13 protein-coding genes and 1 pseudogene are annotated in these 16,620 nt (G+C 71.9%); 7 read left to right on the forward strand and 7 right to left on the reverse strand.

Features of this window, described 5'->3' with window-relative positions:
• The first annotated feature begins 21 nt into the window (after positions 1–21).
• The 4 genes and pseudogenes from EDD29_RS30840 to EDD29_RS30855 all read left to right on the forward strand — a co-directional run bounded on the left by EDD29_RS30840 (position 22) and on the right by EDD29_RS30855 (position 7,548).
• A complete protein-coding gene (locus EDD29_RS30840) occupies positions 22–4,137 on the forward strand; it encodes a HAMP domain-containing protein (RefSeq protein WP_123667810.1) in 4,116 nt (1,371 codons plus the stop codon).
• A gap of 8 nt (positions 4,138–4,145) precedes the next feature.
• A pseudogene (locus tag EDD29_RS30845) lies at positions 4,146–4,604 on the forward strand (response regulator); the annotation flags it as partial.
• A 64-nt stretch (positions 4,605–4,668) separates the two neighbouring features.
• The gene (locus EDD29_RS30850; protein ID WP_123667811.1) at positions 4,669–5,718 is read left to right on the forward strand and encodes a DUF3616 domain-containing protein; all 1,050 of its coding nucleotides are present in this window, start codon (positions 4,669–4,671) and stop codon (positions 5,716–5,718) included.
• 87 nt (positions 5,719–5,805) lie between these two features.
• A complete protein-coding gene (locus EDD29_RS30855) occupies positions 5,806–7,548 on the forward strand; it encodes a pyruvate dehydrogenase (RefSeq protein WP_123667812.1) in 1,743 nt (580 codons plus the stop codon).
• 156 nt (positions 7,549–7,704) lie between these two features.
• Here the strand turns inward: EDD29_RS30855 and EDD29_RS30860 are convergent, their stop codons facing one another.
• The 7 genes from EDD29_RS30860 to EDD29_RS30890 form a co-directional block, all read right to left on the reverse strand.
• On the reverse strand, positions 7,705–8,757 hold the full coding sequence (locus EDD29_RS30860) for a phosphotransferase (RefSeq protein ID WP_170201654.1): 1,053 nt from the start codon (positions 8,755–8,757) through the stop codon (positions 7,705–7,707).
• Positions 8,754–9,677: a DUF7064 domain-containing protein gene (locus tag EDD29_RS30865; RefSeq protein WP_123667814.1), complete on the reverse strand. Its 924-nt coding sequence runs from the start codon at positions 9,675–9,677 to the stop codon at positions 8,754–8,756. The genes EDD29_RS30860 and EDD29_RS30865 overlap by 4 nt, the downstream gene beginning before the upstream one ends.
• Positions 9,678–9,921: 244 nt before the next feature.
• Positions 9,922–11,169 carry a styrene monooxygenase/indole monooxygenase family protein gene (locus EDD29_RS30870; RefSeq protein WP_123667815.1) on the reverse strand — a complete coding sequence of 416 codons (1,248 nt, stop codon included), beginning with the start codon at positions 11,167–11,169 and terminating at the stop codon, positions 9,922–9,924.
• Between the two features lie 25 nt (positions 11,170–11,194).
• On the reverse strand, positions 11,195–11,767 hold the full coding sequence (locus EDD29_RS30875; protein WP_123667816.1) for a GTP-binding protein: 573 nt from the start codon (positions 11,765–11,767) through the stop codon (positions 11,195–11,197).
• The gene (locus EDD29_RS30880) at positions 11,748–12,092 is read right to left on the reverse strand and encodes a DUF742 domain-containing protein (RefSeq protein WP_123667817.1); all 345 of its coding nucleotides are present in this window, start codon (positions 12,090–12,092) and stop codon (positions 11,748–11,750) included. Before EDD29_RS30880 ends, EDD29_RS30875 begins: the two co-directional genes overlap by 20 nt.
• On the reverse strand, positions 12,089–12,523 hold the full coding sequence (locus EDD29_RS30885; protein ID WP_148086148.1) for a roadblock/LC7 domain-containing protein: 435 nt from the start codon (positions 12,521–12,523) through the stop codon (positions 12,089–12,091). The genes EDD29_RS30880 and EDD29_RS30885 overlap by 4 nt, the downstream gene beginning before the upstream one ends.
• Positions 12,520–13,530 carry an ATP-binding protein gene (locus EDD29_RS30890; protein WP_170201655.1) on the reverse strand — a complete coding sequence of 337 codons (1,011 nt, stop codon included), beginning with the start codon at positions 13,528–13,530 and terminating at the stop codon, positions 12,520–12,522. Before EDD29_RS30890 ends, EDD29_RS30885 begins: the two co-directional genes overlap by 4 nt.
• A gap of 197 nt (positions 13,531–13,727) precedes the next feature.
• Between EDD29_RS30890 and EDD29_RS30895 the strand changes: the two genes are divergently transcribed.
• The 3 genes from EDD29_RS30895 to EDD29_RS30905 all read left to right on the forward strand — a co-directional run bounded on the left by EDD29_RS30895 (position 13,728) and on the right by EDD29_RS30905 (position 16,562).
• Positions 13,728–15,101, forward strand: a complete 1,374-nt coding sequence (locus tag EDD29_RS30895; protein ID WP_170201656.1) for a helix-turn-helix transcriptional regulator — start codon at positions 13,728–13,730, stop codon at positions 15,099–15,101.
• A 236-nt stretch (positions 15,102–15,337) separates the two neighbouring features.
• A complete protein-coding gene (locus EDD29_RS30900; RefSeq protein WP_211360025.1) occupies positions 15,338–15,778 on the forward strand; it encodes a cold-shock protein in 441 nt (146 codons plus the stop codon).
• Positions 15,779–15,827: 49 nt separating this feature from the next.
• Positions 15,828–16,562, forward strand: a complete 735-nt coding sequence (locus EDD29_RS30905) for a hypothetical protein (RefSeq protein ID WP_123667822.1) — start codon at positions 15,828–15,830, stop codon at positions 16,560–16,562.
• Positions 16,563–16,620: the final 58 nt, after the last annotated feature.

The raw sequence follows: 16,620 nt of genomic DNA on the forward strand, positions 1-16,620 counted from the left end.
ACTTCTTAGGAGCTTCAGCCTATGCCTCGGACCACCGCTTTGGATTCACGGCTCGACCGGAACCCCCGGTACAGCGACGCCGATCTGGAGCCGTTGCTGCTGGCGCTGACCCGGCTGCGCGATGGGGACTTCCGGGAGCACGCGGCGCCCGTGGCGGGGGCCGACGGCGCGATCGCGGCCGGGATGCTGCTGGTGGACCAGATCCGGGAGCGGGCCGCGCACCAGCACCACGAGCTCGTGCGGGTGCGCAAGGAGGTGTCGCGTGAGGGCCGGATCGAGGAGAGGCTGGCGCAGGGCACGGGCGTCGGGTCGTGGGCGGGCTCGGTGGACGCCACGAACGCCCTGCTGGACACGCTGACGGGCCAGTCGACGGCGATGGCCAGGGTCGTGGAGGCGGTCGCGTCGGGCGACCTGTCGCAGAAGGTCGAGCTGCGCTGGGGCGGCCGGCAGCTGCGCGGCGAGCTGCTGCGGATGGCCCGCTCGGTGAACCTGATGGTCGATCAGCTCGACGAGTTCACCTCCGAGGTGACGCAGGTCGCGCGCGAGGTCGGCATCGAGGGCCGGCTGGGCGGGCAGGCGTCGCTGCGCGGGATGTCGGGCCGCTGGCGGGACGTCACCAGCGCGGTGAACACGATGGCCGGGCGGCTGACGGCGCAGGTCCGCGACATCGCCGTGGTGACGACCGCGGTGGCCAAGGGCGACCTGACCCGCCAGGTGACGGTCGAGGCCGCGGGCGAGCTCCAGGAGCTGAAGCTCACGGTCAACACGATGGTCGACCAGCTGTCGGCCTTCGCCGACGAGGTCACCCGCGTCGCCCGAGAGGTCGGCACCGAGGGACGGCTCGGAGGCCAGGCCAACGTACGCGGGGTGTCGGGGGTCTGGAAGGACCTCACCGACAACGTCAACAACATGGCGTCGAACCTGACGAGCCAGGTGCGCGGCATCGCGGGCGTGGCCACCGCGGTGGCGAAGGGCGACCTGAGCCGGAAGATCACGGTCGACGCGCAGGGCGAGATCCTGGAGCTGAAGCTCACCCTGAACACGATGGTCGACCAGCTCTCCGCCTTCGCCGACGAGGTCACCCGCGTCGCCCGAGAGGTCGGCACCGAAGGCAACCTCGGCGGGCAGGCCCAGGTGCGCGGCGTCTCGGGCGTCTGGAAGGACCTCACCGACAACGTCAACTTCATGGCGACGAACCTGACCTACCAGGTGCGCAACATCGCCCAGGTCACCAAGGCCGTGGCCTACGGCGACCTGTCGAAGAAGATCACGGTGAACGCGCAGGGCGAGATCCTGGAGCTCAAGGACACCGTCAACACGATGGTCGACACGCTGTCGGCCTTCGCCGACGAGGTCACCCGCGTCGCCCGAGAGGTCGGCACCGAAGGCAACCTCGGCGGGCAGGCCAACGTACGCGGCGTCTCGGGCGTCTGGAAGGACCTCACCGAGAACGTCAACAACATGGCCACCAACCTCACCGGCCAGGTCCGCAGCATCGCGCAGGTGGCGACCGCGGTGGCGCAGGGCGACCTCACCCGCAAGATCGACGTCGACGCGCAGGGCGAGATCCTGGAGCTGAAGCTCACCCTGAACACGATGGTCGACCAGCTGTCGGCCTTCGCCGACGAGGTCACCCGCGTCGCCCGAGAGGTCGGCACCGAGGGACGGCTCGGAGGCCAGGCGCAGGTACGGGGCGTCTCGGGGGTCTGGAAGGACCTCACCGAGAACGTCAACAACATGGCCACCAACCTCACCGGCCAGGTCCGCAACATCGCGCAGGTCACCACCGCCGTCGCGCACGGCGACCTCACCCGCAAGATCGACGTCGACGCGCGCGGCGAGATCCTCGAGCTCAAGACCACCATCAACACGATGGTCGACACGCTGTCGTCGTTCGCCTCCGAGGTCACCCGAGTGGCCCGCGAGGTCGGCTCGGAAGGCCGCCTGGGCGGCCAGGCCGAGGTCGCGGGCGTGTCGGGCACCTGGAAGCGGCTGACCGAGAGCGTCAACGAACTCGCGTCGAACCTCACCACGCAGGTCCGCGCGATCGCCGAGGTCGCGTCCGGCGTGGCCAGCGGCGACCTCACGCGGGAGATCGACGTGGCGGCGCGCGGCGAGGTCGCGGAGCTGAAGGACAACGTCAACCTGATGGTGGCCAACCTCAGGGAGACGACGCGGGCGAACAAGGAGCAGGACTGGCTGAAGACCAACCTGGCCCGCATCACCGGTCTCATGCAGGGCCACCGCGACCTGCTCCAGGTGGCCCAGCTCATCGTCAACGAGCTGACGCCGACCGTCGGCGCCCAGTTCGGCGCGCTGTACCTCGCCAAGGACGCCGAGCTGGTGCTGACGGCCGGGTACGGGCTTCCGGCGGGCAGCGAGGGCAGGGGCCGGTTCCAGGTCGGCGAGGGGCTCGTCGGGCAGGTCGCCGAGGAGCGCCGCGCGATCCTCGTGCACAAGGTGCCGCGGGGTTATCTGCGGATCACCTCGGGGCTGGGCGAGGCGCCTCCCGCGAGCGTGATCGTCATGCCCGTGGTGTTCGAGCACCAGCTGCTCGGCGTGATCGAGCTCGCCACGTTCGACGGGTTCACCGACGTCCACCTGGACTTCTTCGACCAGTTCACCGAGACGATGGGCGTCACGATCAACGCCATCATCGCCACCACGCGGACGGCGGCGCTGCTGGAGGAGTCGCAGCGGCTCACCCGCGAGCTCCAGGAGCGCTCGGACGAGCTCCAGCGCCAGCAGGCCGAGCTGCGCCGCTCCAACACCGAGCTGGAGGAGAAGGCGGCGCTGCTGGCCAAGCAGAACCGCGCGATCGAGATCCAGAACTTCGAGATCGAGCAGGCGCGGCGCACCCTGGAGGAGCGCGCCGAGCAGCTCGCGGTGTCCTCGCGCTACAAGTCGGAGTTCCTGGCGAACATGAGCCACGAGCTGCGCACGCCGCTGAACAGCCTGCTGGTGCTGGCCAAGCTGCTGTCGGAGAACGGCGAGGGCAACCTGACGGCCAAGCAGGTCGAGTTCGCGCGGACCATCCACGACTCGGGCACCGACCTGCTCCAGCTCATCAACGACATCCTCGACCTGGAGAAGGTCGAGGCGGGCAAGATGGACGTGCATCCGCAGCCGCTGGAGCTGCGCAGGCTCGTGGAGTACGTGGACGCGACCTTCCGGCCGCTCGCGGTCGACCAGGGGCTGGGCTTCGACGTGCGGATCGAGCCGGGCACGCCGCAGATGCTGGTGGCCGACGAGCAGCGCCTCCAGCAGGTGCTGCGCAACCTCCTGTCGAACGCGGTGAAGTTCACCGAGGAGGGCGAGGTCAAGCTCGTCATCGAGGAGGCGTCCCCGTCCGAGGTCGCCTCGCCGACGCTCCAGGGCGCCGAAGGGCTCCTGGCGTTCCGGATCGCGGACACCGGCATCGGCATCAGCGAGGACAAGCTCCAGCTCATCTTCGAGGCGTTCCAGCAGGCCGACGGCACGACGAGCCGCAGGTACGGCGGCACCGGCCTCGGCCTGTCGATCAGCCGGAACATCGCGCGGCTGCTCAGCGGCGAGATCCGGGTGGTGAGCCGGCCCGGCGAGGGCTCGACGTTCTCGCTGTACCTGCCCGTGGAGTTCGACGGGCAGATCCCCGAGGCGCTGCCTCCGCTGCCCCCGGTCCCGCCCGCCTTCCTGCCGCGGACTCCCGCGCCCGTCCTCGCGGGGCTCCCCGACGACGAGGCGCCCGCCGAGTACAACGACGTGGTCCTCACCGGGCGCAAGGTGCTCATCGTGGACGACGACGTGCGCAACGTCTTCGCTCTCACGAGCGTCCTCGAGGGCTACGGGATGGAGGTCCTCTACGCCGAGGACGGGCAGGCCGGGATCGACGTGCTCCAGCACAACGCGGACGTGGCGCTGGTCCTCATGGACGTGATGATGCCGGGCCTCGACGGGTACGCCACGACCGCGGCCATCCGGGAGATGCCGCAGTTCGCGGACTTGCCGATCGTCATCATCACCGCCAAGGTGATGCAGGGGGACCGGGAGGACAGCCTGGCCTCCGGCGCGTCGGACTATGTGCCCAAGCCCGTCGACGTCGACCATCTGCTGGGCGTGATGCGCACGTGGCTCCAGCGCACGGAGGCGAGTGAGTGACCGATCGGCTGAACGAGAAGGTCAAGATCCTGCTGGTCGACGACCGGGAGGAGAACCTCATCGCGCTGGAGGCGATCCTGTCGTCGCTCGACCAGGACCTCGTGCGCGCGCGGTCGGGCGAGGAGGCGCTCAAGGCGCTGCTCACCGACGAGTACGCGGTGATCCTGCTGGACGTCGTCATGCCGGGGATGGACGGGTTCGAGACGGCGCGCGACATCAAGCGCCGCAAGCGCACCCGGGACGTGCCGATCATCTTCCTCACCGCGGTCAACAGCGACCCGGACTACGCTTTCCGCGGCTACCAGGCGGGGGCGGTGGACTTCATCTCCAAGCCGTTCGACCCGTGGGTGCTGCGCGCGAAGGTGTCGGTGTTCGTCGAACTGCACAACAAGAACCGGCAGCTGGAGCGCCAGGCCGCGCAGTTGCGCGAGCAGGCGGCGCTGCTGCGGGGGCGGCTGGGTGACGAAGGACGCGCGGAACAGTAGGGCGAACCGCTTGTTCGCTGATTTTTCGGTATGGAAGCATCGTCCTGTGATCGCAGCACGTCAGATCGAGCTCGTCTTCGGCACCGACAGCCGGGCGGCCGAGACCCATGTCAACCTGTCCGCGGTGCGCCACGACGGCCGATGCCTGTGGCTCGCCGGCGACGAGACCGCCACGATCGAGCGGCTGACGGAGGTGCGCGGCCCGGACGGCACGGTCACCGGGTACGACGGCCAGGTCACCTACCGGCTCGCCGACTTCGTCGACCTGCCCGCGGGGCCGGAGGAGGAGGCCGACCTCGAGGGGCTGGCCAGCGGCGACGGCTGGCTGTGGGCCGTCGGGTCGCACAGCCTCAAGCGCAAGCGGGTCAAGCTCGGACATTCACCGGCCAAGTCCCGCAAACGCCTCGCGACCGTCGTGCGCGAGGAGAACCGGTACATCCTCGTGCGGATCCCCTTGGAGACCGACGCGGACGGGCTGCCGACGCCGGTCCGGAAGGCCGCCGACGGGCGCCGCGCCGAGGTGCTCGGCGGCCGCGACGACTCGCTCGCCGAACTCCTCGCCGACGATCCGCACCTCGGGCCGTTCTTCGCGATCCCGTCGAAGGACAACGGGGTCGACGTCGAGGGCGTCGCGCTGCACGGCGACCGGATCTACGTGGGGTTCCGCGGCCCGGTGCTGCGCGGCTGGGCCGCGCTGGTCGAGGTCTGGCCCGAGTCCGACCCCGAATCCCCCGGACGAATGCGGCTGCGCGCGCTCAACGGCGAGCACTACCACACGCACTTCCTCGACCTCGACGGCCTGGGCATCCGCGACCTGTGCCCCGACGGTGACGACCTCCTGGTGCTGGCCGGGCCCTCCATGGCCCTGAGCGGCCCCGTACGCCTCTTCCGCTGGCGCGACGCGGTCCGGGCGACCGCCCCCGCCTTCGTGCCCGACCTGGACCGTCTGGGCGACCTCCCCCACGGCCAGGGCGAAGACCACGCCGAAGGCATCGCCGTCATCGACGACTCCCTCCTGGTCGTCTATGACAGCCCCGCCGCCACCCGCCACACCGAGGCAGGCGGCATCCTCGCCGACTTCTTCCCCCGGCCCTGACGCCACAACGCGGCATACGCATAGGAAAGCGACGAAAGGGCAGGTAAGCGACGAAGGGCCGGAGGCCGACGATCGGGGGAACGTCGCATGGCCAGGCAGACCGTTGCTGAGCAGTTCATCGCGATCCTCGTGCAGGCGGGGGTCGAGCGCATCTACGGGGTCGTCGGCGACAGCCTGAATCCGATCACCGACGCGGTGCGGCGGGCCGACGGGATCGAGTGGGTGCAGGTCAGGCATGAGGAGACGGCGGCGTTCGCGGCGGCGGCCGAGGCTCAGGTCACCGGGAGGCTGACGGCCTGCGCGGGGAGCTGCGGGCCGGGGAACCTGCACCTGATCAACGGGCTGTACGACGCGCAACGGAGCATGGCGCCGGTGCTGGCGATCGCCGCGCAGATCCCGAGCAGCGAGATCGGCACCGGCTACTTCCAGGAGACCCACCCCGACCGGCTGTTCACCGAGTGCAGCCACTACTGCGAGCTGATCGCCCACCCGTCGCAGATGCCGCGGGTGCTCCAGACCGCGATCCAGCACGCGGTCGGCCGGGGCGGCGTGGCGGTCGTGGCGCTGCCCGGCGACGTCGCGGGCCAGGACGCGCCGGTCAGGGGCGCCGAACTCGCCCTGGTGACGCGCAGGCCGTCGATCAGGCCCGCCGACGAGGAACTCGACGCGCTCTCCGGGCTCGTGGACGCCGCCCGGCGCGTCACCCTGTTCTGCGGCAGCGGCACCGCGGGGGCGCACCCGGAGGTCATGGCGTTCGCCCACAAGGTGAAGGCCCCCGTCGGGCACTCCCTGCGCGGCAAGGAGTGGATCCAGTACGACAACCCCTACGACGTGGGCATGACGGGCCTGCTGGGGTACGGCGCCGCCTACGAGGCGATGCACGAGGCCGACCTTCTCCTCCTGCTGGGCACCGACTTCCCCTACAACGCCTTCCTTCCCGACGACGTGCGCATCGCGCAGGTGGACGTGCGCCCGGAGCGGCTGGGGCGGCGGTCCAAGCTCGACCTCGCCGTGTGGGGCGACGCCCGGGAGACCCTGCGCGCGCTCATCCCCCGGGTCGCGGAGAAGGCCGACGCGTCTTTCCTGCACAAGATGCTGCGCAAGCACGCGGAGGCCCTCGGCTCTGTGGTGGACGCCTACACGCGCGATGTGGACGAGCACGTGCCCATCCACCCCGAGTACGTGGCGTCCGTCCTGGACGAGGTCGCCGCCGACGACGCGGTCTTCACCGTCGACACCGGCATGTGCAACGTGTGGGCCGCGCGCTATCTGACGCCCAATGGGCTCCGCCGGGTCATCGGGTCGTTCACGCACGGGTCGATGGCCAACGCGATGCCGCACGCGCTGGGCGCGCAGTGCGCCGACCGGGGCCGCCAGGTCGTGTCGCTGTCGGGCGACGGCGGTCTGTCGATGCTGCTCGGCGATCTGCTGTCGCTGGTCCAGCACGAACTGCCGGTGAAGATCGTGGTGTTCGACAACTCGGCGCTCGGCATGGTCGACCTGGAGATGATGGTCGCCGGGCTGCGCCCGCACGGCACGACCTACCAGCACACCGACTACGCGGCGATCGCGCGGGCGGCGGGCCTGTTCGGCGTCCGGGTGGAGCGGCCCGCCGATGTGCGCGGGGCGCTGCGGGAGGCGTTCGCCCATCCCGGCCCGGCGCTGGTCGACGTCGTCACCGACCCCGCCGCGCTGTCGCTCCCGCCCAAGATCACCGCGGACCAGCTCACCGGCTTCGCCCTGTCGGCGAGCAAGCTCGTGCTGGACGGCGGCGTCGGGCGGATGCTGCATCTGGCCCGCAGCAACCTGCGCAACATCCCGCGCCCCTAAGGATTCAGCCGTGCCCAGAACAGGGCGACTGATGACGATCGACGCGTTAGTGATCTTCCCCGCGATTCCACGGCTCGCTTCGACGTGCGCTTCTCGCCGGTGCCCGTCCGCCGCTGACCGGGACGGCCCCGCCCGGGAGCCGGGCGGGGCCGGGGGTCAGGGCAGGAGGGCGAGGGCGTCGAGGTCGGCGGCGTGCCGGGCGTGGCGGACGGTCATGGTGCAGAACATGTCGTCGCCGCGCTCGGTGCGCTCGACGAGCATCGAGGCGCCGATGGCCATGACGATGCCGGTGAAGGCATGACGCCGGTACGCCGTCCAGCAGGACGACCAAGGGTAGGAGACGCCTTCGGCGGTGAGGGTGTCATGGTAGAGGTGGACCAGTGACTCCTCCTCCGCTCTGCGGACATCGGCGGGCAGGCTGGAGGACAGGAAGTACGCCAGGTCCGAGACGCCCGCGCCCCGGGAGCACGTCTGCCAGTCCAGGACGGCCGGACGGGCCGGGCCGAACAGGAGGTTGTCGGCCCTGAAGTCGCCGTGGACGAGCGTGGCGGGCGCGTCGTAGGGCGCGAGGTACTTCTCCAGCGAAGGCAGGAACTCCTCGATGAGCGCGAGACCGTCGGCCGGAATGCGCTCGGAGTACCGCTCGCGGAAGCCTTCGTACATGGACGTGACGAGCGCCGCCGTGAAGGCGCGGGACTCGGGGTCATCGCGGTTCAGCCAGGGCAGCTCGCCGAGGAAGGGGTCCTCCCAGACGGCGGCGTGCAGGACGGCCATCTCCTTCACGGCCGAGGCCGCGTCGGCGGTGGCGAGCCCCGCGAGCTGGTCGCCGGGCTGCGCGGAAGCGAAGTCCTCGAGCAGGACGGTGTAGTCGTCGGTCTCCGGGTCGTGCGCGGCGAAGTGGCACACCGGGACGCTCGCCCCGGGCAGGCGAGGGGCGAGCGCCTGGTAGAAGCCCGCCTCGACCTCGTAGGTGCGGATCAGTTTGGCGGCCGAGCGGCTCGTCGGGTCGGGCGAGGCGATCTTGGCGATGACCGTCCGCGGCCCGGCGTCGGGCCTGTCGTAGGCGAGGGTCAGGCGCAGGGTCTGGGAGACCTGGCCGGTGCCGATCGGGGCCGACTCGACCGCGGTGACCGCGGCGCCGTCGAGGCCGAGCGCCCCGGTCAGGTAGGCGGGGGTGAGGTCGGCGGCGGTCGCCGCGGGGACCGTCACCGCTCCTCCCCGAGGAACGACCAGCCGTGGTCCCGCCAGGCCGGAGGCTGATGCCATTCCGCCCAGCCGTAGCCGACCCGTCCGTCGTCGGCGGTGAACCGGCACAACGCGCGCGGGAAGACCGCCTCCTGCCCTGTCGGCGACGTGACGTCCACGGAGGCGAACGCCAAGGGGACCGCCGTGAGCGGCGCGCCCGGCACCCGCAGACGGGACGACGCAGGCAGATCGTCGGCTCCGAACACCGTCTCGGCGCTGAAGCCGTCGAGGTGGTCCAGGGTCCCGGAGGGGGACACCTGGAAACAGGGCCAAGCCAGGGGGATGCCTATGTTGGCCTGCATCCCGTGGAAGTACGTGCCGTCGTCCAGGCGCCCGGAAGTCCACAGCCAGCTGACGCCCCACCAGTCGCGCTCGCCCCAGGAGTGGTCGCGTTCCCCGGAGGCGTCGACGGCGATGACCTCCTCGCCCGCCGTGACGGTGCCGGTCACCTTGCAGGGGACCTCGTAGCGCGGGAGGTCCTTGTAGGGGTAGACGCCGCCTTCCGTCGTCCATTCGAGGTCGAAGGCGAGGCGCGTGCCGGAGGCCGTGACGCCGTCCAGGACGATGTGCGCCTTGGCGAAGTCCGGGGAGAGCGTCTGCGTCGCCCGGTAGGCCTCGGTCTTGAGGTCGGTGCCTTCCGACGGCAGCGGCGCGAAGTCGTCAACGAGGATCAGCGGTTCCCGATCGGGCCCGACGATGCAGGCCCAGTACCAGGCGCGGTTCCAGTTCGGGTAGAGGCCGAGCCTCACATAGCCCCCGTAGGAGCCGTCAGGAGCGGCGAAATCGTAGTAGTAGGACTCGTTCCACAGGGGTTCGGCGCCGGGGGTGTGCAGGGACTCGTCGGCAGGGGTGAGCGGCCAGGTGCCGTGGTCGACGATCTTCAATGCGGTGGCTCCTCTGAATCCGAATTCGGTTCAGTCTTCGATCCGCCCGAGTGTAGGTTCGCAAGACCCATGTGGTCCAGCACACAGTTCGTCCGGCCCGATGGCCTTGTTCATCGTCCCGATGGCCGGGCGCTTGAGGACCCGGCTCCGCCGGGGCGCCCGGCCATCGGGTCTTGTCCATCCGCCCGATGGCCGGGCGCTTGAGGACCCGGCTTCGCCGGGGCGCCCGGCCATCGGGCCGGCGTCAGACCCGCTGGGCCGCCTGCCGGGAGGCCAGGTAGGCCCCGGCCGCCGCGGGGTCGAAGAACCACTCGGCGAGGCTCGGCGGCACCGAGTAGCCCCGCGCGAAGCGGCTCGCTACCTCGTCGTCCTGCGTCGCCGCGCCGAAGATCTGCTGCACGTGCTCGGGCAGCCCGTCGGAGATGAGCGCGTTGGTGAGCGCGGTGGACCACTGCGCGTAGTCCCAGTAGCGCTCGAAAGTCTCGTGCATCCACCGCTCGTCGAACGGCAGGTCGCCGCGCGCGACGATGGCGTCCCGGTAGATCTTGGCGCAGTGCGCGGCATTGTTGGCGCCCTGCCCGGCCGCCGGGTCGTTCAGCACGACCACGTCGGCCATGCCCAGCACCTTCTGGGCGCCGACGCGGCCGACGGGCCGCCTGACCGAGGGCGCGTAGGAGCCGTAGAGGGTCGCCTTCGCGTCCGTCGGCTCCGCCTGGGCGAACAGGTCGTACTCCCAGGGCATCCACTCCGACAGCAGCGCGCGCAGCCGGGTGAGGTGCTCGTCGGGGGTGATGCGCCGGTCGGTGAACGCGTCGAGCGGGCCGCCGGGCACCGCCTCGATGAGGACCGCGTCGCACGTCCCGCTGTTGGTCAGCGCGGGCATCAGGAACATCTCTCCCACGCCGGGCACCGCGTTGATGCGGACCTGCGGCACCGGACGCGCCGGCCACGGCGCCACCCCGTGCAGGTAGATCGCGGCGAGGCTGCGGCGCGGGTGGTCGTAGGGCGAGCGGGCGTCGTCGCGCTCGAACAGCTCCACCAGCGGGCCCTTGCCCGCGGCGACGATGACGAGGTCGTACATCGCCGCCAGGGACTCCAGCTCGCTCGTCGCGACCGGGTGCAGCACGACCTTGCCGCCCGAGCGCTCCAGGCGCTCCAGCCAGCCCGCCATCTTCACGCGCTGGTCGACGGACTGGGACGGGGCGTCCCAGATGCCGTAGAAGTCCAGGATCTTCTGCCCGCCGGGGGCGCCGAGCGTGACGCGTTGGCCCTCCATCCAGGGCGTCTTGTCCTCCCAGTCGTTCAGTCCGGCGTCCCGCTCGATCTGGAGGGCGGGGTGGAACATGCACTGCGTCGAGGTGATCCGGCCGCCGCGGATCTCCTCGGGCGTCTGCGCGGTCATGAGGGTGACGTCGTAGCCGCCGTGGTCCACCAGCGTCAGGGCGAGCTGGAGGCCCGCCTGGCCCGCGCCGATGATGAGGATCTTGCGCAAAGGGTGCTCCGAAAGGGGAAGGGGATTACCGGGAGTGGGAACGGGTCGCATGCAGCGTGTGCTGCACCGCGGTGACCAGCGCGCTGACGGTCTGGCCCCGCATCCGCACGTCGGCGGCGATGACGGGCACGTCGGGGGAGATCTGGAGCGCCTCCCTCACTTTGTCCATCGAGTGGGTCGCCAGGCCGTCGAAGAGGTTCACCACGACGATGAACGGCAGCGCGCGGTCGCGTTCGAAGTAGTCGACCGCCGCGAAGGACGACTCCAGGTCGCGGGTGTCGACGAGGACGACCGCCGCGCTCGCGCCGCGCGCGACGTCGTCCCACATGTGCCAGAACCGCGGCTGGCCGGGCGTGCCGAACAGGTAGAGCACCAGGCCGGTCGACAGGGAGACGCGCCCGAAGTCCATCGCGACGGTCGTGCGGACCTTCCCCGGACGACCGGGGTCCACGCCGAGCGCCTCCGCGGTCATCCACGCGTCGGTGTTCACCGGCTCGATCTCGCTGACCGCGCCGACGAAGGTCGTCTTGCCGACCCCGAAGCCGCCGGCCACCACGATCTTCGCCGAGGCCGGGACGTCAAAGTGCGCGGAGGCCATCGAGCAGCCTTTCCAGGATGAGCGGGTTGAACGGATCGAGGTCGGCGTGCACGGTGACCAGGCCCCGCCCGGCGAGATCGCCGAGGAGCACCCGGGTGAGGCCGAGCGGCACCCCGCACGCCGCCGACAGCTCCGCGACGGTCTGCGGACCCGCCGAGACCCGCAGGTACAGCGCCTGCGCCTCGGGCTGGGGGCCCGCCGCGGCGGCCGGGAGCCTGCCCGTGCCGCTGATCAGGGTGTGCATGAGCATCCGCCACTGCGTGCCGGTCCGGCCCCCGGACAGCACGTAGGCGCGGACCCAGGGGTGGCGCGGTGGCGGGGTCACGCGATCCCGCCCCCGGCCATCAGCGGCGACGGAGCGAGCCGCGCGCCCACCGCGCCGATGAGCCGCTGAAGTTCGTTGACGACGCCGGGCAGCGGGGCGCCGGGCTCGACCGCGACGCCGATGCCCGCGGTGACGCCGACCGCGCCCACCACGAAGTGGCCGCCGGAGGGGAACTGGCAGATGAGCTGGCCGCCGCGCCCGTCGCGTTCGCCGACCTCCTTGGCCAGCGCCCGGCCGGTGCCGAGCGCCGTGCAGGTGAGCGCGGCGAGCCGTTCCGCCGAGTCGCGCTCCAGCCCCGACGACCACAGCATCGCCAGGCCGTCCATGGACAGCAGCACCACATGACGCACGCCGGGCACCCGGGCGAAGTCGTCGATCATGAAGCTCAGGTCGGCGCCTGCCTGTCCGGGCAGACGGGACGGTCCTGTCACTGTGGTCGCTCCCGGGGGTCGGTGGAGAAGGCGGCTGCGAGGTCGGCCAGGGTGGCGCCCTGGCCGAATGGAGGGCTCTGGTCGTAAGGGGACCCCGTACCGGGGGCGGGCCCTGCGGGCGCGTGGCCGGAGGACTGTTCCGGCGAGGCGCTCGCGGCGCCGTCGTAGGCGGCGCCCGGGACACGGCGCGGCAGGTCGGCGGCGCCCAGGGGCTCCGCCGCGTGCCGGGGGGCGGCCGGGGCCGCCGGACGGGCCCGGCCGGCGGCGGGCACGGGCCGGAGGAGCCCGGCGGGCACGAACACCGTGACGACGGTGCCCGGCGCGTCCTGCGCGGGCGGCGCGACCGAGACGTTGACCTGGAGGCCGTGCCGCCGGGCGAGGTGGTGCACGATCGTGAGGCCGCTGTGCCTGCCGTTCTCGGCGATGACGGGCTGGACCGTTCCCGCGAGCCAGGCGTTGACGCGCGCCATCCAGTCGGGCGGACAGCCGGTGCCGGTGTCGCGCACGTAGACGGCGACCGACCCGTCTTCCAGCCGGTAGACGCCGGTGGTGACTGCGCCGCCATAGCGGGTGCCGTTGTCGAGGAGTTCGGCGAGCAGTAGGGCGAGGTCGTCGGCGAAGTGCGGGGCTGCGAGCAGCCCTGCGGGCTCCCCCGTCTCCTCGGCCCGCACGCGCTGGTACTGGCCGACCATGCCGGTCGCCACCGCGATGACGTCCTGGAGCGTCGCGGCGGGGCCGCCGTAGCCGTCGGACGACCCGCTGAGCACCTGGAGGCCGCGGACGAGCCTGCGCACCCGGGCGTTGCCGTGGTCGATCCGGTAGAGCTGCTCCAGGACCTTGGGATCGTCCTCGTCCTGCTGGAGCGCGTCGAGCGCCTCGCGCTGCTCCTCGACGATGCCGAGCAGCCGGAGTGCCAGCGCGCCCGCCACGTCGGGCGGCCAGGGCGCCGCGCCGGACGCGGGGGCCGCCTGGGGGACAGGTGCCGTGCGCCGCTTCCACAAGCCCAAGAGCAGTCCACCTCGTTCCGAAGATCACCGCGACCCACCCCACATCCGTCCCGACCGGATGTGAAGAGCGTTTCAGCGGGCGTTCGCGATGCGCTGGGCGTTTACCAAGCGTTTTCCGGCAAAGCGCCGGGTGCACTCGCCCGGCGGGACCAGAATCAGAACCGGAAATCTCAGAATCGACGTACAGCGAGGCGGGTGTGAACGCCAAGCAGGGAGCGGGGCCCAGAAGGGCCCTCAAGGCAGCGAGGGAACGCTACGGCTGGGGGCAGGAGGACGCCGCGGAGGCGGTCCGGGTCTCGGTCTCCACCTGGTCGCGGTGGGAGCGCGGCGTGCAGGACGTGCGCCCCGCGCACCGGGCGCGGCTCGCGGAGGTCTTCAACGCCGCCACCGAGGAGGTCGCCCGGTGGGTGGGCGCGGGAACGCCCTGCGAGGCCCCCGCCGCCCCTCCCCCCGCCTCCCTGCACGGCACCCTCGCCGACGCCGTCGCGCTGTGGCGGGCCGACGCCGACCTCACCCGGCGGGCCGCGCTCACCGATCTCGCCGTGGACGCCTCGGCCTGGCCGGAATGGCTCCTGCACTGGACGCTCGACCCCGGCCCCGGGACCCTTTCGCGAGTCGGAAGGCGGGTGCGCGTAGGGCCGTCGGACATCGCCCGGATCCAGGAGGCGACAAGGGCCTTCGCCGCCATGGACCGCAAGTACGGCGGCGGGATGGTCCGTCCCGCGGTGGTCGACTTCCTGCACGCCAGGGTGGCCCCCCTCCTGGCGGGCACCTATGACGACGCCGTGGGCGCCGCCCTCCTGTCGGCGGCGGCGACCATGACGGGACTCGCCGGCTGGGAGGCCTACGACCTGCGCCACGACGGGCTCGCCCAGCAGCTGTACGGGCGCGCGCTGGAACTCGCCAAGGCCGCGGACGACGGCACGACCGCGGCCTGGGTGCTCACCGTCATGGCGCAGCAGGCGATCGACCTCGCCCAGCCCGTCTGGGCGATCCGGCTCGCCAGGGCGGCCCGCGAGGCGGGCCGGGCCGCCGGGGCGCCCCCGCGCGTCCGGGCCGCGCTCGCACTGCGCGAGGCGCGCGCCACCGCGCTCCAGGCCGCCCTGTGCGACACCCCCGACCGGCATGGCGCACGCCGGGTCGAGCTGCTGCTGGGCGAGGTCGAGACGACCTTCGCGCGCGCCGCCCCCGGCGACGCCGAGCCGCACTGGATCAGCAACCTCGGCCCCGCCGAGATCGCCGCCGAGGCAGGGTGCGCGTGGCGCCTCATCGGCGAGCACGTGCGCGCCGCGGCGTGCGCGCGCACCGCGCTCGCCGGGTTCGGCGCCTCCTATCCCCGCTCGGCCCAGTTCAACGTCGTCCACCACGCCCAGGCGCTGCACGGCCAGGGCGCGCTCGACGAGGCGCTGTCGGTGGCGCGGCCCGCGGTGCCCATGGCCAACGAGCTGTCCTCGCACCGGGCGCTGTCGCTGCTGCGGTCCTTCACCCGCTCGCTGACCCCGCACCGGGGCCATCCGCTGGTCCGGGAATGGCGCGACTACCTCGCGGCGGAGCTGTCCCCGGCCGCCTGACCGGGACACGCCGGGCCTTGACGTCCCATGCGGTCCGCGGAGCGGGTATCGTCAAAAGGTCAAGGTAGGCGCGTGCTGAGATCACGACCGACGACCACGGCCAAGGGGATCCGGGCATTCCGTCCGAGATCGCTTCCGGGTGGACCGAACCACGATCCGCCGGGGGATGGGGAAACGGCCATCGCGGGAGATCACGGCGAGCGCGCCGTTCGATGGTTGGTGCTCGGGGAGTTTCTGTGGCGCTGTCGGGAAGAATCCTGCGTTTCGACGATGTGCGTGGTTATGGCTTTATCGCCCCGGACGGGGGCGGTGCTGACGTGTTCGTCCACGCCAATGAGCTGAACGCCGACAAGGGCACATTCAAGGCCGGTACGCCGGTGGAGTTCGAGGTCATGGACGGGGAGCGGGGCCCGAAGGCCTTCTCCGTCCGGCTGCTGGACCGGCCCAAGGGCAACGGTTCCTACGCCGACGACCTCGACGCGCCGTTCGACCTGCCAGATCGCGATTGGTCGGGTGACGATGACAGCCTGTGCGACGTGCTGACGCCGGGAGAGCTGAACCGCGAACTGACGGAGTTGTTCCTCTCCTCGGTTCCGGAGCTCACCGGCGCGCAGATCATCAAGCTGCGCGAAAGCATCCTCACCGTGGCCAAGAAGCACGGCTGGGTCGAGGACTGACAGAGCCGCCCGGCACAGGGCGGTTCTCGACGGACAGGAGCGGCCGCGCATGGCGGTAGTGATCCCGGGTCGTTTCAACGGGCCCGCCGCCAGTGGCAACGGCGGCTACTCCTGCGCGGTCTTCGCGCGCGCCGTGACCGGCGGCGACAGGGGCGGCGCGGTGGTGACCCTGCGCACTCCGCCGCCGCTCGACACGGCACTGACGGTCGAGCACGACGGGGACGGCGGCCGGATCCTGCACGGTGGGACCCTGGTGGCAGAGGCGGCGCCGAGCCCCACGGGGCCGGGCGCCTGGCCCGTGCCGCCCGCCGTCCCTCCGGCGACCGCGCGGGAGGCGCAGCGCCGCTACCGGGGACATGAGTTCCACCCGTTCCCCGGCTGCTTCGTGTGCGGCCCCGGCCGGCCCGCCCGGGACGGCCTCGCGCTGGAGCCCGGCGCGGTCCCCGGTCGCGCCGCGACGGTGGCGTGCGCCTGGGAGCCCGCCGCGGACCTCGCCGACGGAGCGGGCGAGATCGGCGCGCCCCTGGTGTGGGCCGCCCTCGACTGCCCCGGCGCCTGGACCCAGGACCTCGCCGCCCACCCGATGGTCCTCGGCCGCATGGCCGCCGAGATCACGGCCCTCCCCCGCGCGGGCGAGCCCTACGTGGTCGTCGCCTCCTCCGCGCCGCCCCTGGGTCGCAAGGTCCTCAGCCACACGGCGCTGTACGACGCGGAAGGCGCCCTCCTGGCCTCCGCGGCGGCGACCTGGATCACCATCCCGTCCGGCGACGTCCCACCCGCCTGACCCCGCATCCGCGGTCCCGCCGTGCACGGCCCCCGCTTCCCCGTGGCCTCCGCCCGAA

This window comes from Actinocorallia herbida (assembly GCF_003751225.1).
GTDB classification, from domain to species: domain Bacteria; phylum Actinomycetota; class Actinomycetes; order Streptosporangiales; family Streptosporangiaceae; genus Actinocorallia; species Actinocorallia herbida.